Below are 17,757 nucleotides of genomic sequence, written 5' to 3' on the forward strand. Positions count from 1 at the left end.
TAAGTACTGATAATCAGTTTTTAGCAGAAAAAGAAATAGTCTTCCATTGGTTTTTGATTGATACCCAAGAAGAACTTTCTAATATGAATTTGTGCATCTGCATTGGCGACGCTAATAATACTCTGGGCGTTTGGTAGTTCTTTGAGTTTACTAAAATGATGCATTTCTTTGTCATAAATATGTTTGCCAATTTTTTTAGGATTGTCGCAAACCCAATAAAAATCTATATTTTGTTCTTGTAATGCTCTTACGATTTCTTTTCCTTTGGCACCTGCCCCCCATACAGTTAAAGGCCTGTTGGGATTATAATTAAGTTTTAGGAAATAACGAAGTTTAATATCTAGAAAATAGTTTTGAGCATAATGCTCACTGGTTCTAGAAGTTCTAGCATCATAATCGCGCCACAAATGCAGGAGTTTGGAACAGGGAATACATTTAAGTCCGTTTTCATAAAAACGAAAAGCAAGGTCGTAATCTTCGGGATATAGGTTTGGGACGAAAGCACCACAGCAATCTAAATCTTCTCGAAAAACCATCCAACAAGGGGAGGGGATGACACACTCTTTGTAGATTTCTGAATAGTTGTTTCCAGTCTCTGTAAGTTGATTTAACCATTGTTCATAGCGCTGGTAACCGTTGCTAATGCCACGGTGAGAAAAATAACGAACTTGTCCAACTGCTAAATGACCTTTTCCATTGGCTAAAAGTGACTCTACCATGATTTTCAGTTTTTCTTCCGTCATAATATCATCAGAATCCATACGAGTAATGAATTGGCCTTGGCTTTGTTTGTAAGCAGTTCGCAAGGCTTCTATAATGCCGCTACCTTCATTATCAAATAGTTGTATGCGCGAGTCATTTTTGGCATATGAATTCACCAAATTACGGCTGCCGTCAGAACTTTCGTCATTAACTGCAAGAACTTCCCAGTTTTCATATTTTTGTTCTAGAATAGAATCAAGACATTGATTTAGAAAGGCTTCCGTGTTTTTAAAAGGAATAAGAATACTAACAAGGGGCTGTTGCATGGGTGGCAATTTAGCAAAAATGATGTCGCTTATATAGAAAGAGAAGATAAATTTATGTTGTATCATTGCTCGTTTGTAGGGTGTCGTTCATCGATATAATTTGTTTTTAGGCGTTCGTTTTTACCCTTTCATCGATTTTAAGATTAATTTAAATAATAGGAATTAGAACACTATGAAATTGAATTATCGTAAAAAGACTGGCATAATATGCCTTATAATTACGGTCTTTTTGACCTTTTCCTTTATACCATTTCTTTATGGCCCAGGGCTTGAAAATGCCAAGCCAATGGGCGCCTATCTTAACGGGGTTTTCCCATCTTCAACTCCTACGGGAACAGAAGATGTGAATGCCAATTACAGTGTAGAAAATGCTTTTCCTAATCTAACTTTTGTAGACCCTGTGGACATGGAAGAACTTCCCGGGGGTAATGAATTTTTGGTTCTGGGCCTGCAGGGTCATATATGGAAAATTGTAAATGATGCAGAAACTGTTTCTAAACAGTTGCTCCTTGATATTTCTGATAATGTTGTAACTAATACAGATGGTGGTATGTTGGGTATGGTATTACACCCTGAATACGGCCGCAGAGGCTCTCCTAACGCCGAGTACATATATATCTTTTATAGATACACTCCTGTTCAGGATACAGATAGAACTGGGGCAACGGTTAATGGATACATGCGCCTTTCTAGATTTAACCTTCCAAATGGGGCAAGTGCTATTAACCCCACTAGTGAAGAGATTCTGATTAATATTTTTGATCGGAGCGACTATCATAATGGAGGTGATATGTTTTTCGGTCCAAAAGATGGATTTTTGTATCTAGGAATTGGTGATGAGGGAGATGCCAATGACAGTTATAACGTAACCCAACAAATTAATAAATTCCTGTTTGGTGGAATTTTACGCATTGATCTTGATAAAAGAGGAGGTAAAATCAGTCATCCCATACGAAGACAACCACTTAATGCAGGCATCCCACCTAACGGATGGCCTGATTCTTTTACACAGGGTTATTATATTCCTAACGACAATCCTTGGGTAGATACTAGTGGTTCAAACCTAGAGGAATTTTATGCTATTGGTACTCGAAGCCCTCATAGGATTAGCTTTGATACACCAACTGGTGATATTTGGGTTGGAGATGTTGGGCAAGGTGCTAAGGAAGAGATTAGCTTAGTTAGAAAGGGTGACAACTTGCAATGGCCTTATCGTGAGGGCGATCAAAACGGGCCTGCTGTTATCATAAGGTCAACTTATCGGCAATGAAAGGCCTCCTATTCATGCTTATGATAGAACTACGGGAAGGGCTATTATTGGTGGGGTGGTATATAGAGGCAATCGTTATCCAGAATTGAACGGAAAATATGTATTTGGTGATCATGAGACACAAACTGTTTGGACCCTTTCTAAGACAGGTGAAAATACGGGTAATGTGGATTACCTTTTGAATGTTCCTGTGAGCGGGGAAGGTAATAAAGATGGTATTTCATCATTTTTTACGGATTCTAATGGTCATATGTATATTTTGGATTTGTTTGGTACGGCACAAGATGGTGGTGTTATTCAAAAAGTGGTAAGGACGGTTGCCGTGCCCGATCCCCCTTCAAAGCTCTCAGACTTGAATGTGTTTACTAATTTACAATCTCTGGAAACCATTAATGGTATTGTTCCATATGACGTTAATTCTCCTTTATGGTCAGATGGGGCGGAAAAACGAAGATGGATTGCTCTGCCTAATGATGGAGTGCATAACACTTTAGCAGAACAAATTGGTTTTCAAACTGAAGAGAATTGGTCATTTCCCACAGGTACTGTAGTTATAAAGCAATTTAACCTTCCGGTGGATGACAATGATGCCTTAAAAGTTCTAAAATTAGAAACTCGTTTTTTAATTTTTACGGATGATAACGATGCTTACGCAGTTACTTATAAATGGAACGAAGCACAAACGGATGCTTTTCTTATAGGGTTTGATGAGTCTGTTTCGCAGAACTATGACGTAAAGAAAAAAGACGGGTCGGTAGTTGAGCAAACTTGGGATTTTCCTACGCGTGATCAGTGTATGCAATGTCATAACAGTGTCTCAGGATATTCTCTGGGGTTAAAAACACGGCAACTCAACAAAGATTTTACTTATCCGTCAACAGGAATAACAGGTAACCAGTTGGAAACATGGAGCCATCTAAATATGTTTACAGATGATATACCTTCTCATACAAAGTTACCAGCATCTGCACATATTAATTCCGAAAATACTAGTGATGAAATGAAGGTTCGCTCGTATATGGATGCCAACTGTGCATACTGCCATAGACCTAATGGGGTAGAAGGCGTATTTGATGGTCGAGCTATGACAGCGCTTTATGATCAATCTATAATTAATGCAGATGTAGAGAGTCACGCTTCTGTTAAAGGGGATAAGATTGTAAAACCAAATGATATTTTAAACTCAGCCCTTTATGTTAGGGACGCTAGTGTCTCAGATAATCGCATGCCTCCAATAGGGCGTAATATGTTGGATGAAGATTACCTACAGACGCTGATTGGATGGATAGACGGACTAGATGTTAACGGCCCCAAGACTGTAGAAGATGGTTGGTATACTTTTCAAATGGGAGACTTAAATAAGTACTTAGCTATTGAGAATGCATCGCTTTTAACTAATGCAAGAGCAATAAATAGTATTTCAGATTCTGGTGATAATGCCAAATGGTTTGTGGAAGAAATGGGAGGGAACAAATATCGCATTAAAGCAATGCATTCTGATATGGTATTGTCTCTCCGCGATTTAAAATCTGAACGTGGGTCAAACGTGGTTCAAGAAGTTTGGAATGGTGGTCAACATCAACTATGGTATTTTAAAGATTTAGATGGTGAGAAATTACGCATCGTGAGCGCCTATAATGGCCTCGCACTTCAGATTCTAAATGGAATTACAGAAAATAATAGTCCGTCAGTAACTTGGTCACAAAGTAATTCTGAGAACCAACAATGGAAATTAAAGCCTGTAAGCAATGGATTAGGTTTATTTGATATAGGAGAAACAGGGACTATAAACGCAAATCATAACTGGACTAGCGTAAGTTTAAATAGAACATACAAGAATCCAGTAGTTATAGCGGGTGGACCTACTTATGAAGGAGCCAACCATAAGCAACAGTACGGGTAAAAGATGTTTCCAAATCTAGTTTTAAAGTACGTATTGATGAATGGGAGTGTTGGGATGAAAGTCATGTAACAGAAACAGTCCCTTACATCGTTGTAGAAGCAGGTGTACATGAGCTTGCCAATGGCAAATTATTACAAGCAGGAAATGTAGAGGGCAGAGACCACCAGTGGTATACACAACAATTTAATCGCTCCTTTGAAGAGAAACCATTGGTATTTGGTCAATGTGTAACAGAAAACGAGGTAGAGGCTGTAACTGTATTCTTTGATGAACGTTACTCGAACACATCGCAACTTCGTATGAAATTAAAGGAACAGGATAGCTCAGTAGGAGGGCATTCCTCAGAAATAATAAGTTGGTTGGCAGTAGAACCGGGTATATTTTCTGATGAAAATTTTGCTTTTGAGTTAACAAAGACCGGGCGTAAGGTTGATCATAATTGGCATACTATTCATTTTGATCAAGATTATGATGATAAGGCTGTATTCATAGGTGGGCTTGGGTCAGAATATGGGGGTGATGCCGCCACAATACGATATAAAGAACTGACGGAGAGCAATGTCTCCATATTTGTTGAAGAGGAGAAGTGTGGTGATTCTGAAACGAATCATACTACTGAAGAGGTACATTATATGGTTTTTAGTAGGGCAGGTCTTCTTAAGGGGAAAACTCTTGAAGAAAGCGCAAATACTGAAGCTTTGAAGTTGAGTGGTCTCTAAGGTAATTTTTATTTTGATATAGTTTCGGCAGATAAAAAATCACATGTTGTTAATATTGATTGGACCGTTACGAACGATACAGAAATTGAATCTTTCGTTGTAGAAAAATCGGTGAACGGGGATGATTTCAGTATGGTTACCGATCAACCTATGGTTCAAGACTAGCAGGAAAGAATGAATATAGTGATTCTGATTATCATCCGATAATCGGAAAATCGATCTATAGGATTGCAGCTGTTACAGCCAATGGTGAAAAGATGTATTCTAATGAGGTAGAGATAAATTTTAAAAACCCAGGAACAATATCCTGCTTTTCCCTAATCCAATAGATAGATCTCAAACGCTGACGGCCGATATTTTATTAGCTGATAGTGAAGAGGAAGAAAATATTAAATTAAGCATCTACAGCTTAGATGGTAGTTTGGTCCGGTCATGGTCTAAAACTATGGGAAGTAAACAGTCTTTTGAGCAGTTGAGTACAGATGATTTGAGAAGTGGTGTTTATATTTTACAAGTAAATGGGGCAAATTGGACGCAGTCGCGTAAGTTTATGGTTAGATAATGGCTAATTACTAGCAATACTATTGTATCAAAAATAAAAAACAAAAAGACCCTTGCGGAATTGAAAAAGGTTACTATATTTGCACCCGCATTCAGGGAATACCTGATGAGGCACTCAGGAGAAATGGCAGAGTGGTCGAATGCGGCAGTCTTGAAAACTGTTGAGGGTCACACCTCCGGGGGTTCGAATCCCTCTTTCTCCGCAGAAAGTCCTGTAAAAGGCATACTAACCCTGTAAATCATTGATTTACAGGGTTTTTTTATTCTACTCGGTTTTACAGATATCTTTGAAATCTTATTATTAAGAAATCGCTTTGATTTTAGATAGAGATGATAGGAGCTAATGTGCAAGCTGCTTATTTCATGATTGCTAAACACTCACTCTTATCAGCATAATTATACCTCAAGGGCTTTATATATTAAAACTATCTTTTAAGATTCATTAGATAGCGAAATTTACAATTCAACATATAATTAAATTTTGTTTAACTTAATTTAAAAATAGTTAAACATTTTGTATCTTTATATCATGGTTCTTAGATTCTATTTTTAAGAACTTATAAAGTTGAAATAAATATGTTTGGATTATTTAAAAAGAAATCAGAGAAAGTTAAACTTCAAGGTCAATATGAGAATCTTTTAAAAGAAGCTCATAGCTTGTCTACTACCAACAGGAAAATGAGTGATCAAAAAATCTATGAAGCGGAAGAAGTAATGAAGCAATTAGAAAAGTTGAGCTAATACATTTTTACACCAATGGTAGAAGATAAAAAACCTGATAATGTAGTTTTTAATCCGGAAACTAAAAAATACGATGCGGCTCTCAAGCCTTATGCAACCTCTGTTGGAGCTCCGGTAATTACGATTACAGATACAATTGCTTATGGAAAAACAGAAGTATAAGTAAAGTAAATCATAAGATTGAAGCAAGATATCTTGAGTTAAAAGCGGAATATGAAAAAATGATGCAAGAGTTTGAATTCAACAAACTCATTTATAATGCAAAATTTAATTTTGAACCCATTATTGGTAAAGTATATCATTTATACAAGAGGGAAAACGGTGAATCTTTTCTTTCCATAATAGCACCAGAAGAATGTAGATTTAATGCATTAGGAAGCTTTTATTTGAATGCGGACCAAATCTGGGAAAAAATCTAGTTTTAGTATGACAACAGAAACAAAACAATTTACAGAAAGAGAATTAGACCGTATAATAGAAATGGCTTGGGAGGACAGAACACCTTTTGAAGCTATTCTGTTTCAGTTTGGTTTACCGGAAAAAGAAGTTATTAAGGTTATGCGTGGCAACCTCAAGGAATCTAGTTTTAAGCGTTGGCGCAAACGCGTTAATAGTGGAGTTAGCCAAAAGCATTTAAAGAAACGTAGTTCGGATATTACTCGTTTTAAATCTTCGCGTCAAAGAGCTATTTCAGGTAATAAAATAAGTAAGCGATAAATGGAATTGTTTGAAGACCAAGATTCTATTTTTCCAACATCATATTCTGAAATTCTTCAGCGTATTCGTAATATTGATCCGGTTAAGTATGGCAAAACACGAAACTATGTAAATGGTTCAGTCACCTATTTATCTCCTTATATTTCTAGGGGAATTATTTCAACAAAATTTATTCTGTCTGAAGTTTTAAAGCGAGGCTATCAACCTGCAAAAATTGAAAAATTCATTCAAGAATTGGCTTGGCGAGATTACTGGCAACAAGTATGGATTGCTAAAGGAGATGCTATTAATTCGGATTTAAAAAATCAGCAAACACCAGTTTCCAATCATTCAATTTCAAAAGCTATTGTTGAAGCAGATACGGGTATTGAAGCTGTTGATAATTCTATTGATAAATTTTACGAAGAGGGTTATTTACACAATCACATAAGAATGTATATTGCATCTATAGCGTGTAATGTGGCCCAAAGTCATTGGAAGGTTCCTGCACAATGGATGTATTATCATCTACTAGATGCAGATTGGGCTAGTAATGCATTAAGCTGGCAATGGGTTGCTGGGGCAAATGCAAATAAGAAGTATGTTGCCAATCAGGAGAACATCAATAAATACAGCTTTACTCAACAAAAGAACACCTTTTTAGACGTGTCTTATGAGGCTTTTAGTGAATTAGAGATTCCTAATGTTTTGAAAGAGACTCCAGAGCTAGTTTTTCAAACGCCCTTACCAAAGAAGCAAACGATTACTTTTTATAAAGACATGCCTACTTGTATCTATAATTTCTATAATCTAGATCCCTTATGGAAAAAAGATACAACTGCAAATAGAATTTTGCTATTAGAGCCTTCACATTTTAGAAGCTATCCTGTTTCCCAAAAAACACTAGATTTCATATTTACTATTTCTGCCGAAAATATAAAGAACATTCAGGTTTATATAGGCGAGTTTCATGAAATCATTTCTGATTATGAAGTAAAGGGCCTCTATTACAAAGAACACCCTTTAAATAAGCATTATGAAGGTTTTGAAGAGCCAAGAGAATGGATGTTTGATGTGCAAGGGTATTATCCATCTTTCTTTGCTTTCTGGAAAAAATGTAAAAAGCAGCTTACCTATTGAAAAAGCAGGCTATACATATTGTTTGGTTAAAACGTGATATTCGTTCGCAAGATCATGAGCCTTTGCTAAAAGCGGAGCAAGCTGGTATTCCGTACCGCATTGTTTATTTGTTTGAGCCTAGCTTTATAGCGTATCCAGATACGAGTCCACGGCATTTGCAGTTTATATATCATTCCATTGTAGCTTTAAACAAGACACTGGCACCTTTTAATAGAAACGTAGATGTATTCTATGGGGAAGCTAGTGATGTGTTTAAGCATCTTCAAGAATGTTTTGATGTAAAAGGTATTTTTAGTTTTCGTGAGAGTGGCACTCAGGTTACTTGGCAACGTGATAAGGAAGTGAAATCGTTTTGTAAAAAAAATGGTATTCTTTGGGAAGAATCCCAGCGAGATGGTATTTTAAGAGGAATCAAAAACAGAGACGATTGGAGTAGGCAATGGCACGCTAAGATGCATGAGCCCGTGATTCATAATAAGTTTTCAGTTTCAAAAGAAAAACCATTTACACATCATTTTCTAATTCCTGTAAAATTAGAATACCACTTACAGCTATACCCAAAACAGTACCAACCTGCAGGGGAATACAATGCTTGGCGGTATTTGAAATCATTTGCTGCTCAAAGAGGTTTTAATTATAAAAAGCATATTTCAAAACCAACAGAGAGCAGAACGGCCTGCAGCCGTTTATCTCCTTATTTGGCTTGGGGTAACCTAAGTGTCAAGCAAGCTTTTCAGTTTATAGGTACACACCCTAACGGAACAAAAAACAGCGATGCTTTTTCTGCCATGCTAACTCGTTTGCATTGGCATTGTCATTTCATACAGAAATTTGAAGTAGAATGTCGTTATGAGACGCATTGTATCAATAATGGATATGAGTTACTAAAACATGAAAAGAACGAAGCTTTTATTAAAGCTTGGAAAACTGGTACAACCGGTTATCCGTTAATTGATGCATGTATGCGGGCTGTTGAGTATACAGGATGGATAAATTTTAGAATGCGTGCCATGGTGGTTTCATTTTTAACGCTCAATCTAGACCAAGATTGGCGGGACGGCACTTATCATTTGGCAAGACAGTTTTTAGATTATGAACCTGGTATTCACTATCCGCAGTTTCAAATGCAAGCAGGTACTACGGGTATTAATACGGTACGTTTATACAACCCGGTTAAAAATTCGCAAGAACACGACCCACAGGGTATATTCATTAAAAAGTGGATTCCAGAACTCGCTAATGTACCTATCGTTCATATTCATGAGCCTTGGAAAATGACAGCAATGGAACAAACTTTTTGTGGTGTTATTATAGGAGAAGATTATCCTTTACCTATTGTAGATTTACAAGAAAGTGCTCGCACGGCCAGAGATAAAATTTGGGGTCATAAAGAACATCCCGCAGTGCAGCAAGAGAAGAATCGCCTTTTAAATACCCACATCAATAGACAATAATATGATGTATACTAAAGAAGATATAGTAACACTAGACCGTGTTACTAAACTAAAAATAATTAATTCGGTTACGGGAATTAAGCCGGCTAATCTTGTAGGTACTATAAATGATAAAGGACAGACTAATCTTGCTATATTTAGCTCTGTGGTACACTTAGGCAGTGACCCTGCGCTTCTAGGCTTTATCGCTAGACCGCGAACGGCAGAAGTGGGGCATACGTATCGTAATATTCTAGAAAACGGAACCTATACTATTAATCACATTCATCCTGAATTTGTAAAAAACGCACATTACACTTCTGCAAAATTTGATGTAGATATTTCTGAATTTGAACGATGTAAACTTACCGAAGAATATATAACTAATTTTAAAGCTCCCTTTGTTAAAGAAAGCAGTTTTAAGATAGGAATGCGTTTTGTAGAAGCAATTGATATTAAGCACAACGGAACGACTTTGATTATTGGCGAAATTGAACATTTGATATTGCCGGACAATGCTATGATAGACGGAGATATTGATTTAGAAATAACCAATGCCGTGGGTATTTCAGGTTTAAATAGCTACTATTCCTTAAAAAAGATAGAGAACCATCCATATGCTAGGTTAAACCAATTACCTGAATTTGAGTAATGAAAAAGCAACATCTTCCTGAGAAAATATGCGTTGTTTGTAAACGGCCATTTGCATGGCGTAAAAAATGGGAGAAAAACTGGGACACCGTAAAATATTGTAGTGAACGTTGTAGAAGGAACAAATGAAAAGTATCAACTTAATATTTCCACATCAATTATTTAAAGAGTCGCCACTTTTTGAAGTGCATGCACCCATATATATTATTGAAGAATATTTATTCTTTAAGCAGTACCCTTTCCACAAGCAAAAAATAGCGTTTCATAGAGCTACAATGCAGCGGTATGCCAGTTTTCTAAGAGAAGATAAAAACCTTGAAGTATTTTATATTGAAGCAACGGATGTTACTTCTGATATTAGAGAGCTCATCCCAACATTGAAGCTTCACGGAATTGAACATATTAACTATATAGACCCAACGGATAATTGGCTACAGAAGCGGATAGAAAAAGGCTGTTTAGCAATTGATATTTCAACAACGATGCTCAACTCACCTTTATTTTTAAATACGAAAGAAGATTTAGCGACTTTTTTTAGAACCGATAAAAAGAAATACCATCAAACTACCTTTTACACTGAGCAGCGTAAAAAGCGAAATATTTTAATAGATGCTGATGGTAAACCTACAGGTGGAAAATGGACTTTTGATGCGGAAAACAGAAAGAAATATCCTGCTAAGAAAACGCCTCCTTCTATTCAATTTCCAGATGTAGATATCTATTATAAGGAAGCCATAACCTATGTAGAAAAGCATTTTTCTGATCATTTAGGAATTCTAACAAAACAGTCCTTATATCCAACAAGTTTTGAAACAACCCAAATGTGGTTGCATCAGTTTTTTGAGCAGCGTTTTATGGAGTTCGGAACCTATGAAGATGCAGTAGTTGCTGAAAATTCTATTTTAAACCACAGCGTTTTAACGCCCATGCTCAATGTAGGTTTAATAACGCCTAAAGAAATTATTGAAGCTTGTTTATTGTATGCTGAAGAAAACAAGGTGCCCATCAATTCTACCGAAGGTTTCGTCCGTCAAATCATAGGGTGGCGCGAATTTATGCGAGGTATTTATGAATCTAGAGGTAGTGAAGAGCGCACAACCAATTTTTGGAAATTTAAAAGAAAAATACCATCCTCTTTTTACGATGGAACAACCGGTATTCCGCCAATTGATCAAACCATTAAAAAAGTATTACAAACAGGATACTGTAACCACATAGAACGACTAATGATATTAGGTAATTTTATGATGCTGTGCGAGTTTGATCCGGATGATGTCTATACCTGGTTTATGGAACTTTTTATAGATGCTTATGATTGGGTTATGGTCTCTAATATATATGGAATGAGTCAATTTGCAGATGGTGGGCTTATGGCAACCAAACCCTATATTAGTGGCAGTAATTATTTATTAAAAATGAGTAACTATAAAAAAGGGGAGTGGCAGGACACTTGGGATGGGCTCTTTTGGCGTTTTATGCATGTGCATCGCGATTTCTTTTTATCAAATCCGCGTTTAGGAATGCTCGTGCGAATGTTTGATAAGATGCCTGCTGAGAAACAGCAACAGCATTTGGAGAATGGACAAGCTTTTTTATCGACTTTATAAAGTAATTAAATATTTCAAATGACAACACAACTTTACACTATTTTCGATTTCAATGCAGTGAATGATATTAACGATTGGAAAGTGATAGACGATGTTGTCATGGGCGGGAAGTCATGCGGAACCGTTCATTTAAATAACGAAGGCAAGGTTATTTTTGAAGGGCATGTTTCATTAGATAATAATGGTGGTTTTTCTACTTTAAAACACCGTTTCAATGATGTAGTTACAAAACCATATTCAAAGATTATTTTGAATGTAAAAGGTGATGGTAAAAAATATCAGTTTAGATTAAAAAAGAACGTATCAGATGATCATTCTTATGTATCATACTTCAATACATCAGAAGATTGGGAAGTTATAGAGTTGCTTCTAGCAGACATGTATCCTACTTTTAGAGGTCGTAAGCTAAATATTCTAAATTATGATGGTAACAGTATTCAGGAGGTTGCTTTTTTAATAGGTAATAAAAAAGCAGAAGATTTTAAACTAGAAATTGGTTCTATCGTTTTAAAATAAAACCTATTCTACAGACTCCAATAAGCACAATAAGTAAAGCTGAATATAAATAGCAACGTCCATAATATGGTTCGCGTCCAATTCTTTCTTATGAGCGTAATCAATATTTTTTCATTAATTATTCCTTTTGAGATTTGAGAATGTATAGGAACAAAATGCAAGAAAGTAGATGCCCATATAAGAACAATACATACTATGCTTATTACGGTATATATATTAGTCGCTACAATAACTTGATAGATAGAAATGGCAAGTTGGCCAAGCATTAATGGTATGACTATGGTGCTAAAACGGGCAGTGTAAGCATTATGCCAAACAATTAGATTTTGAGTTTCATAATGAAGAAAACTCGGGTAGACAATACGTTGTATTATCCAAATTAAGACAACAAGGCCAAAATCTAATAGAAGCCTAAGAATTGCTATTGACATTTTAAATGTTTGGTTATTTTAGAACTCATAGGTTTAGTAATTGAAAAATAATAATCAATTAAATTCCCTTTGTCATCTACCAAATATTTTTGAAAATTCCACTTCACACTAGAGCTTTTTTTGCTATTAAATTCTTTGGAGGTAAGCCACTTATATAATGGATGTTGCTTGTTTCCTTTTACATCAATCTTTTCGGTGAGTAAGAATTTGACACCAAAATTCAATTCACAAAACTCTTGAATTTGCGAAGCATCATAAGGTTCTTGTTTTCCAAATTGGTTGCAAGGAGAACCAATAACAACAAGTTCTTCCTTGTAGGTGTCACTTAAAGTCTGTAGCTCTTTGTATTGTTTTGTAAACCCACATTCAGATGCAACATTCACAAAAAGTATTTTTTTTCCTTTATAATCCAAAAGAGAGATAGGTATGCCATCTAAAGTATTGATAGCTATATCATAGACGGATTGTTCTTTTGTGTTAGAAGAAGTACTTGGGAACAGTTTTGCTTTATCAGTTGTTTTCATAGCTAAATTTTAAAAGATGTAATTACCTATCTACATCATAAACAAAGTTACAATTTCGTTTAATTAATAATGTAAAATGATAAACAAAATTAACTGGTTAAGCTAGGCTTTATCCATGAGGCTATTGTACATTTACCAATTACTCATATAATCATATATTCTAATGGATTTTTGCTGATAGACTCAAAATTTCAGAATTAAAAAGTAGCATGTCTAAATTACCAAAAGAGCATAAATTCATCGACCTTTCTGATTACGGAAGACCTATTGCAAGACTCATAGCAAATTGGCTTAAAGAGACTTCATATACACCTATTGATGTGACGATATGGTTTATAATCTCTGGTTTCATAGCTGTTGTTTGTATTTTTCTTGGTTATTATTGGGCCGCAGCTTTTTTTTTGATCCTCAAATCAATATTAGATGCTGCCGATGGGGAGTTGGCAAGAGTAAAAAACACACCTTCGTATACAGGCCGCTATCTTGATTCTGTTGCAGATATAATTTTAAACTTATTTATTTTTACAGCACTTTGGTATACGACAGAGGCCAATTTAATGTATAGTTTTTTTGCTTTTTTAGGGATTCAACTGCAAGGTACTTTATATAATTACTATTATGTTATTTTAAGAAATAGTGTAGACGGTGATACCACAAGTAGGGTTTTTGAATACGATTCTCCAACAGCTTTAAAAGGAGAGAAGCAAAAAAATGTAAATATTCTCTTTGGATTTTATAAAGCGCTTTATGGCATTTTTGATAAAATTATTTACACCTTAGATTCAAATGCTTCTAATGGTAAACGACTCCCAAATGCGCTAATGACGGCTTTGTCAACATTTGGTCTTGGGTTTCAACTGCTGACTATAAGTTTACTTTTGGTTACAGGCTTTAAAGAATACATTATTCCGTTTTTCTTGTGGTATTCCTTAATGATTATTGTCTTTATTAGTATTAGAAAGCTGTTGTAATTTTAGAAAGGCTGTAGTAATCCCAATTTACGAATAAGGATATTCCACAAAGTTTCTGGGCGTTTCATATAACTTTATTCGTAATTCTAGACTGTCATCTAATTCTGGTTTTAGAAGGTTATAAATTACCATTGCTATATTTTCTGCGGTAGGATTTAAACATTCAAATTCTTTGGTATCTAAGTTTAAGTTTTTATGGTCAAATCTGTCCAATACTTTATCTTTAATAAGACCAGAAAGAATTTTTGTATCTATTACATAGCCCGTATTGGGGTCACAAATACCAATAACCTTAACCTCCAAGTCATAATTGTGTCCGTGATAGTTAGGGTTGTTACATTTACCAAAAATATCGAGGTTTTTTTCATCGCTCCAGTTCGTGTTATGCAATCTATGGGCTGCATTAAAATGTTCACAACGTGTAATGGCTGTTTTGTTCATATATGGTATAAGTATGGGCTATGTGTTATTTACCTTTGAGATAAAGATAAATCTATTTTGTTTATTTTTACTAGTTAATTGTTAAACAAAAATAAGAACTATTAAATTAGCCTAGTAGAAGATTATTCTATTTTGATAAATGATTTAATTATGAGAAAACAGGACTTTAAAATACATATTATAGGTGCAGGGGTTAGTGGTTTAATCGCAGCTACCGTTCTGGAACAAAATGGATTTTTTCCTGTTATTATTGAAGCTACTGACCGGGTTGGTGGAAGGGTTAAAACAGATATTGTAGATGGGTATCAATTAGATCATGGCTTTCAGGTGTTGCTTACGGCTTATCCTGCAGCTCAGAACTACTTGGACTTTGAGGCTTTAGATTTGCAAAAGTTCTTTTGGCGCCGCTATTTTTAAAAACGGAAAACAATTGGCTATTGGGGACCCTCTACGAGATTTCTCACTGTTATTTCCCACATTACTATCTGGAATTGGAACTCTCTCCGATAAAATTAAAATTCTTAAACTGAATAATAAATTAAAGACAAATACATTGTCAGATATTTTCTCTGACAAAGAGCAATCTACTTTGTCTTATTTAAAACAATTAGGCTTTTCCTCTGAAATTATAGGAGATTTTTTTTCACCATTCTTTAGTGGTATTTTTCTTGAAAACAAGTTAGAGACATCTAGTAGAATGTTTGAGTTTGTATACAAAATGTTTGGAGAAGGGTATGCTGCTTTACCAAAATCTGGAATTGAGGAAATTCCAAAACAGCTGGCAAACAATCTAAAAAACACAACCTTCAAATTCAATAGAAAAGTAACATCCGTAAAAGATGCCGAAATAACACTTGAGGGTAATACAAAATTAGAAAGTCATTATACTATAGTAGCCACAGATGCGAGTAGTTTGATTTCTAATTTAAAAAATCAGTCAACTGAGTGGAAGTCATGTGACACTTTATATTTTGAAACAGAAAATAGAGTTATTAAAAAGCCACTTATTGGTCTTGTTCCTGAACCAGGAACGTTAATCAATAATATTTTCTACCACACAAGTCTGGAGACTAATATTATACCGAATAAAGAATTGTTATCGGTAACGGTAGTGGAGAATCAAGGCTTAAAAGTTGAAGACCTTATTGAGCGGGTGAAAAGGGAATTAAAGGAGTACTGTGGAATTGATTCGTGCAGGTTTATAAATCAGTACAGTATACCAATGGCACTTCCTAGATTGGATAATTTACAATATGATATGTTGCCATCTGAAACACGGTTAACAACAAATATATTTTTAGCCGGAGATACACAATTAAATGGTTCGTTGAATGCAGCTATGATTTCTGGAGAAAGAGCCGCGCTCTCTGTTGTAGAAATAGTCTCTAATACCATTTCTTCCAATAGATAGTAATGTTGGGTACACTTAAACTAAAGCTTCATATTTCTGAAGCATTTTTAGGGTAGTATATTCTAGAGCCTTTTGATGAGTTGCTTCAAGAACTACAAACGGAGCTTTTCCTGCGCGTTCAGCTTCTAACCATCTAGAAATACATAGACACCATTTGGAGTAGGTTTAAGTCCGGGAAAATTCCAATGAGGTAAGGGCGTAGAAAGATTATTTCCACGCCCTTTAGTAAAATTTAAAAAATCCTCAGTAACAATAGCACATAAAATGTGCGTTCCGGAATCTTCTTGAATAGTTGTACAAAACCCGTCTCGGAAATATCCAGTAGGGGGATTGGTACAACAAGCTTCTAAAGCAGTTCCAAGAACATTTAATTTGTTACTTTCCGGCATTGCTAAAGTCCTGAGTCAGGTCTTCCTTTTAACCGAATATCAATTCTCTTTTAGCTCTTAGCGGTTAACCGCTTCATGACATCCATTAAATTTGAATCTTGCGTCTTTTTATAAATCTCGTTGATTTCTAAAATAAGTCTTTTTGCTTCACGAGAAGCTGTTACCCTATCACTGGTACTCATATGACTCATTTTGGCAGTTTCAAAATTTGTTGCTTCTTCTAAAATGTCCATAAATATATTACGTTTGATCTTTTATAAAAGTAATTAAACAAAAAAATAATAGCAAGTATCACATATACATTAATAATACTTTAACACCACTATGATGCGCTAAATAATTGCAAACTTAATCTTAAATTACAAAATAGTATTAAAATGACCCTAATTTAGGGGCATTAATTTTTAAAAATTAATTTTCAATCCTGTGCTAACAGAGATAATAATTGACTAATATTCTCTGTTTCTTCAAGGAAAGTCCTTATAAACCAAATGTTTAAAGGCAATATTTCAAATATTAGCAAAAATGGTTCCGTACTACAAGAATTTTAAATTTTTTGACAAAAAACTATTTTATTAGCATGTCAAGGTGACTTTATAGCAGTTAATATGACAATTGTGGTACTAAATTGTCGGTTTAGTGGCCAGAACTAAAATTTATCTAAGGCATAATAAAGATGAACGATTTTTAGTAGCTTCTTCACCATGTGCTTTTTAAACAGCTTTAAGAACAAATTATTTGGGTATGAGCTTTTAAAAGTTTCTTTTCTTAGCATAATTTTTCAACCTCATCATTATTTTCCAATTATCATAACAAATAGCATAATTTAAAAACGCCATAAAGAATAAATTAGACAGATTCTATATTAACAAGGAATTGAAAATCATAGAACTAAGTAAATGCGTTAATCAGTATCTTTATAGTAATGAGTAAATTGTTATCCATATCTCTATCATTTGTTGTTCTATTGCAAAGCTTTGGAGTAAGTCTTTGTGATGTGTCTCAAATAGACGAATTTATAGAACACGCTCAATTCCATAGTGAGCAATATGGTGATAATGTGTTTGTGTTCATTTCAAAGCATTATGGAGAATTAAAAGCAACTCACGATAAAGAACACCAAGAAGAAAAGGAGGATCACGAACAGTTGCCATTTCAGCATCAGTCGCACTTTTCTTCTGCCACGGCTTTTGTTCTGATTGCTTATAAAGAGCATTTCAAATCTTTTGAAATCTCTGAGTATAAATCACATAATTTCTTTTATCAAGCACCTTCTTCATCACTTCATTCAGAAGGTATTCTTCAGCCGCCACGGCATTCGTAAA

Annotated in this window: 21 protein-coding genes, 1 tRNA gene and 2 pseudogenes; 18 read left to right on the forward strand and 6 right to left on the reverse strand. The window is 35.0% G+C overall.

The features are described from left to right. Positions 1 to 20: 20 nt before the first annotated feature. On the reverse strand, positions 21 to 1,028 hold the full coding sequence (locus Q5W13_RS19155; protein ID WP_304444109.1) for a glycosyltransferase family 2 protein: 1,008 nt from the start codon (positions 1,026 to 1,028) through the stop codon (positions 21 to 23). Positions 1,029 to 1,314: 286 nt separating this feature from the next. Between Q5W13_RS19155 and Q5W13_RS19160 the strand changes: the two genes are divergently transcribed. The 14 genes and pseudogenes from Q5W13_RS19160 to Q5W13_RS19225 all read left to right on the forward strand — a co-directional run bounded on the left by Q5W13_RS19160 (position 1,315) and on the right by Q5W13_RS19225 (position 12,265). Beyond that, positions 1,315 to 2,298, forward strand: coding sequence for a PQQ-dependent sugar dehydrogenase (locus Q5W13_RS19160; RefSeq protein ID WP_304444110.1), 984 nt, complete (start codon positions 1,315 to 1,317; stop codon positions 2,296 to 2,298). Positions 2,299 to 2,353: 55 nt separating this feature from the next. Beyond that, the gene (locus Q5W13_RS19165) at positions 2,354 to 4,201 is read left to right on the forward strand and encodes an RICIN domain-containing protein (protein WP_304444111.1); all 1,848 of its coding nucleotides are present in this window, start codon (positions 2,354 to 2,356) and stop codon (positions 4,199 to 4,201) included. Positions 4,202 to 4,410: 209 nt separating this feature from the next. Then, positions 4,411 to 4,920: a hypothetical protein gene (locus Q5W13_RS19170; protein ID WP_304444112.1), complete on the forward strand. Its 510-nt coding sequence runs from the start codon at positions 4,411 to 4,413 to the stop codon at positions 4,918 to 4,920. 355 nt (positions 4,921 to 5,275) lie between these two features. Continuing rightward, positions 5,276 to 5,482 carry a T9SS type A sorting domain-containing protein gene (locus tag Q5W13_RS19175; protein ID WP_304446551.1) on the forward strand — a complete coding sequence of 69 codons (207 nt, stop codon included), beginning with the start codon at positions 5,276 to 5,278 and terminating at the stop codon, positions 5,480 to 5,482. Positions 5,483 to 5,599: 117 nt separating this feature from the next. Next, a tRNA-Ser gene (locus tag Q5W13_RS19180) sits at positions 5,600 to 5,684 on the forward strand. 373 nt (positions 5,685 to 6,057) lie between these two features. Next, complete coding sequence (locus Q5W13_RS19185) at positions 6,058 to 6,222, forward strand: Lacal_2735 family protein (RefSeq protein WP_155596231.1); 165 nt, start codon at positions 6,058 to 6,060, stop codon at positions 6,220 to 6,222. Between the two features lie 15 nt (positions 6,223 to 6,237). Further along, positions 6,238 to 6,641, forward strand: a pseudogene (locus Q5W13_RS19190) (DUF2452 domain-containing protein). Positions 6,642 to 6,648: 7 nt separating this feature from the next. Beyond that, positions 6,649 to 6,939, forward strand: coding sequence for a TIGR03643 family protein (locus Q5W13_RS19195; protein ID WP_194535169.1), 291 nt, complete (start codon positions 6,649 to 6,651; stop codon positions 6,937 to 6,939). Then, positions 6,940 to 8,058 carry an FAD-binding domain-containing protein gene (locus Q5W13_RS19200; protein ID WP_304444113.1) on the forward strand — a complete coding sequence of 373 codons (1,119 nt, stop codon included), beginning with the start codon at positions 6,940 to 6,942 and terminating at the stop codon, positions 8,056 to 8,058. It abuts the gene before it with no gap. Further along, entirely contained in the window at positions 8,055 to 9,512 is a 1,458-nt protein-coding gene (locus Q5W13_RS19205; protein ID WP_304444114.1) for a cryptochrome/deoxyribodipyrimidine photo-lyase family protein, read from the forward strand. Before Q5W13_RS19200 ends, Q5W13_RS19205 begins: the two co-directional genes overlap by 4 nt. A gap of 1 nt (position 9,513) precedes the next feature. Then, the gene (locus Q5W13_RS19210) at positions 9,514 to 10,143 is read left to right on the forward strand and encodes a flavin reductase family protein (RefSeq protein WP_304444115.1); all 630 of its coding nucleotides are present in this window, start codon (positions 9,514 to 9,516) and stop codon (positions 10,141 to 10,143) included. Next, a complete protein-coding gene (locus tag Q5W13_RS19215; RefSeq protein WP_155596237.1) occupies positions 10,143 to 10,271 on the forward strand; it encodes a DUF2256 domain-containing protein in 129 nt (42 codons plus the stop codon). The genes Q5W13_RS19210 and Q5W13_RS19215 overlap by 1 nt, the downstream gene beginning before the upstream one ends. Continuing rightward, positions 10,268 to 11,749 carry a cryptochrome/photolyase family protein gene (locus Q5W13_RS19220; protein WP_304444116.1) on the forward strand — a complete coding sequence of 494 codons (1,482 nt, stop codon included), beginning with the start codon at positions 10,268 to 10,270 and terminating at the stop codon, positions 11,747 to 11,749. The genes Q5W13_RS19215 and Q5W13_RS19220 overlap by 4 nt, the downstream gene beginning before the upstream one ends. Before the next feature lie 18 nt (positions 11,750 to 11,767). Beyond that, positions 11,768 to 12,265, forward strand: a complete 498-nt coding sequence (locus tag Q5W13_RS19225) for a CIA30 family protein (RefSeq protein WP_304444117.1) — start codon at positions 11,768 to 11,770, stop codon at positions 12,263 to 12,265. Positions 12,266 to 12,273: 8 nt separating this feature from the next. On the opposite strand, the gene Q5W13_RS19230 is transcribed toward Q5W13_RS19225, so the two are convergent. Then, the gene (locus Q5W13_RS19230; RefSeq protein ID WP_304444118.1) at positions 12,274 to 12,696 is read right to left on the reverse strand and encodes a hypothetical protein; all 423 of its coding nucleotides are present in this window, start codon (positions 12,694 to 12,696) and stop codon (positions 12,274 to 12,276) included. Then, positions 12,687 to 13,220 carry a glutathione peroxidase gene (locus Q5W13_RS19235; protein ID WP_304444119.1) on the reverse strand — a complete coding sequence of 178 codons (534 nt, stop codon included), beginning with the start codon at positions 13,218 to 13,220 and terminating at the stop codon, positions 12,687 to 12,689. Before Q5W13_RS19235 ends, Q5W13_RS19230 begins: the two co-directional genes overlap by 10 nt. Positions 13,221 to 13,429: 209 nt before the next feature. Here Q5W13_RS19235 and Q5W13_RS19240 point away from each other — a divergent pair, with 209 nt between their 5' ends. Continuing rightward, positions 13,430 to 14,191 carry a CDP-alcohol phosphatidyltransferase family protein gene (locus Q5W13_RS19240; protein WP_155596240.1) on the forward strand — a complete coding sequence of 254 codons (762 nt, stop codon included), beginning with the start codon at positions 13,430 to 13,432 and terminating at the stop codon, positions 14,189 to 14,191. Between the two features lie 27 nt (positions 14,192 to 14,218). Here the strand turns inward: Q5W13_RS19240 and Q5W13_RS19245 are convergent, their stop codons facing one another. Then, complete coding sequence (locus tag Q5W13_RS19245) at positions 14,219 to 14,632, reverse strand: 6-pyruvoyl trahydropterin synthase family protein (RefSeq protein ID WP_304444120.1); 414 nt, start codon at positions 14,630 to 14,632, stop codon at positions 14,219 to 14,221. A gap of 150 nt (positions 14,633 to 14,782) precedes the next feature. Here Q5W13_RS19245 and Q5W13_RS25355 point away from each other — a divergent pair, with 150 nt between their 5' ends. Together Q5W13_RS25355 and Q5W13_RS19250 are read left to right on the forward strand one after the other, a co-directional pair. Beyond that, entirely contained in the window at positions 14,783 to 15,049 is a 267-nt protein-coding gene (locus Q5W13_RS25355; protein ID WP_368662323.1) for an FAD-dependent oxidoreductase, read from the forward strand. A gap of 13 nt (positions 15,050 to 15,062) precedes the next feature. Next, positions 15,063 to 16,043 carry an FAD-dependent oxidoreductase gene (locus tag Q5W13_RS19250; protein WP_368662324.1) on the forward strand — a complete coding sequence of 327 codons (981 nt, stop codon included), beginning with the start codon at positions 15,063 to 15,065 and terminating at the stop codon, positions 16,041 to 16,043. Between the two features lie 15 nt (positions 16,044 to 16,058). Here Q5W13_RS19250 and Q5W13_RS19255 read toward each other — a convergent pair. Further along, positions 16,059 to 16,432, reverse strand: a pseudogene (locus Q5W13_RS19255) (DUF2237 family protein). A 50-nt stretch (positions 16,433 to 16,482) separates the two neighbouring features. Next, a complete protein-coding gene (locus Q5W13_RS19260; protein ID WP_304444121.1) occupies positions 16,483 to 16,665 on the reverse strand; it encodes a hypothetical protein in 183 nt (60 codons plus the stop codon). 692 nt (positions 16,666 to 17,357) lie between these two features. On the opposite strand from Q5W13_RS19260, the gene Q5W13_RS19265 reads away from it, so the two are divergent. Beyond that, complete coding sequence (locus Q5W13_RS19265) at positions 17,358 to 17,756, forward strand: hypothetical protein (protein WP_304444122.1); 399 nt, start codon at positions 17,358 to 17,360, stop codon at positions 17,754 to 17,756. Position 17,757 lies beyond the last annotated feature (1 nt).

Origin of the sequence: Zobellia laminariae, assembly GCF_030553095.1 — a bacterium.
GTDB lineage: Bacteria > Bacteroidota > Bacteroidia > Flavobacteriales > Flavobacteriaceae > Zobellia > Zobellia laminariae.

Bases quoted from the DNA above. Each gene is read 5' to 3' on its own strand.
- Q5W13_RS19155 (WP_304444109.1), bottom strand. From the start codon at position 1,028: ATGCAACAGCCCCTTGTTAGTATTCTTATTCCTTTTAAAAACACGGAA.
- Q5W13_RS19160 (WP_304444110.1), top strand. From the start codon at position 1,315: ATGGGCGCCTATCTTAACGGGGTTTTCCCATCTTCAACTCCTACGGGA.
- Q5W13_RS19185 (WP_155596231.1), top strand. From the start codon at position 6,058: ATGTTTGGATTATTTAAAAAGAAATCAGAGAAAGTTAAACTTCAAGGT.
- Q5W13_RS19195 (WP_194535169.1), top strand. From the start codon at position 6,649: ATGACAACAGAAACAAAACAATTTACAGAAAGAGAATTAGACCGTATA.
- Q5W13_RS19200 (WP_304444113.1), top strand. From the start codon at position 6,940: ATGGAATTGTTTGAAGACCAAGATTCTATTTTTCCAACATCATATTCT.
- Q5W13_RS19210 (WP_304444115.1), top strand. From the start codon at position 9,514: ATGATGTATACTAAAGAAGATATAGTAACACTAGACCGTGTTACTAAA.
- Q5W13_RS19215 (WP_155596237.1), top strand. From the start codon at position 10,143: ATGAAAAAGCAACATCTTCCTGAGAAAATATGCGTTGTTTGTAAACGG.
- Q5W13_RS19220 (WP_304444116.1), top strand. From the start codon at position 10,268: ATGAAAAGTATCAACTTAATATTTCCACATCAATTATTTAAAGAGTCG.
- Q5W13_RS19225 (WP_304444117.1), top strand. From the start codon at position 11,768: ATGACAACACAACTTTACACTATTTTCGATTTCAATGCAGTGAATGAT.
- Q5W13_RS19230 (WP_304444118.1), bottom strand. From the start codon at position 12,696: ATGTCAATAGCAATTCTTAGGCTTCTATTAGATTTTGGCCTTGTTGTC.
- Q5W13_RS19235 (WP_304444119.1), bottom strand. From the start codon at position 13,220: ATGAAAACAACTGATAAAGCAAAACTGTTCCCAAGTACTTCTTCTAAC.
- Q5W13_RS19240 (WP_155596240.1), top strand. From the start codon at position 13,430: ATGTCTAAATTACCAAAAGAGCATAAATTCATCGACCTTTCTGATTAC.
- Q5W13_RS19245 (WP_304444120.1), bottom strand. From the start codon at position 14,632: ATGAACAAAACAGCCATTACACGTTGTGAACATTTTAATGCAGCCCAT.
- Q5W13_RS25355 (WP_368662323.1), top strand. From the start codon at position 14,783: ATGAGAAAACAGGACTTTAAAATACATATTATAGGTGCAGGGGTTAGT.
- Q5W13_RS19260 (WP_304444121.1), bottom strand. From the start codon at position 16,665: ATGGACATTTTAGAAGAAGCAACAAATTTTGAAACTGCCAAAATGAGT.
- Q5W13_RS19265 (WP_304444122.1), top strand. From the start codon at position 17,358: ATGAGTAAATTGTTATCCATATCTCTATCATTTGTTGTTCTATTGCAA.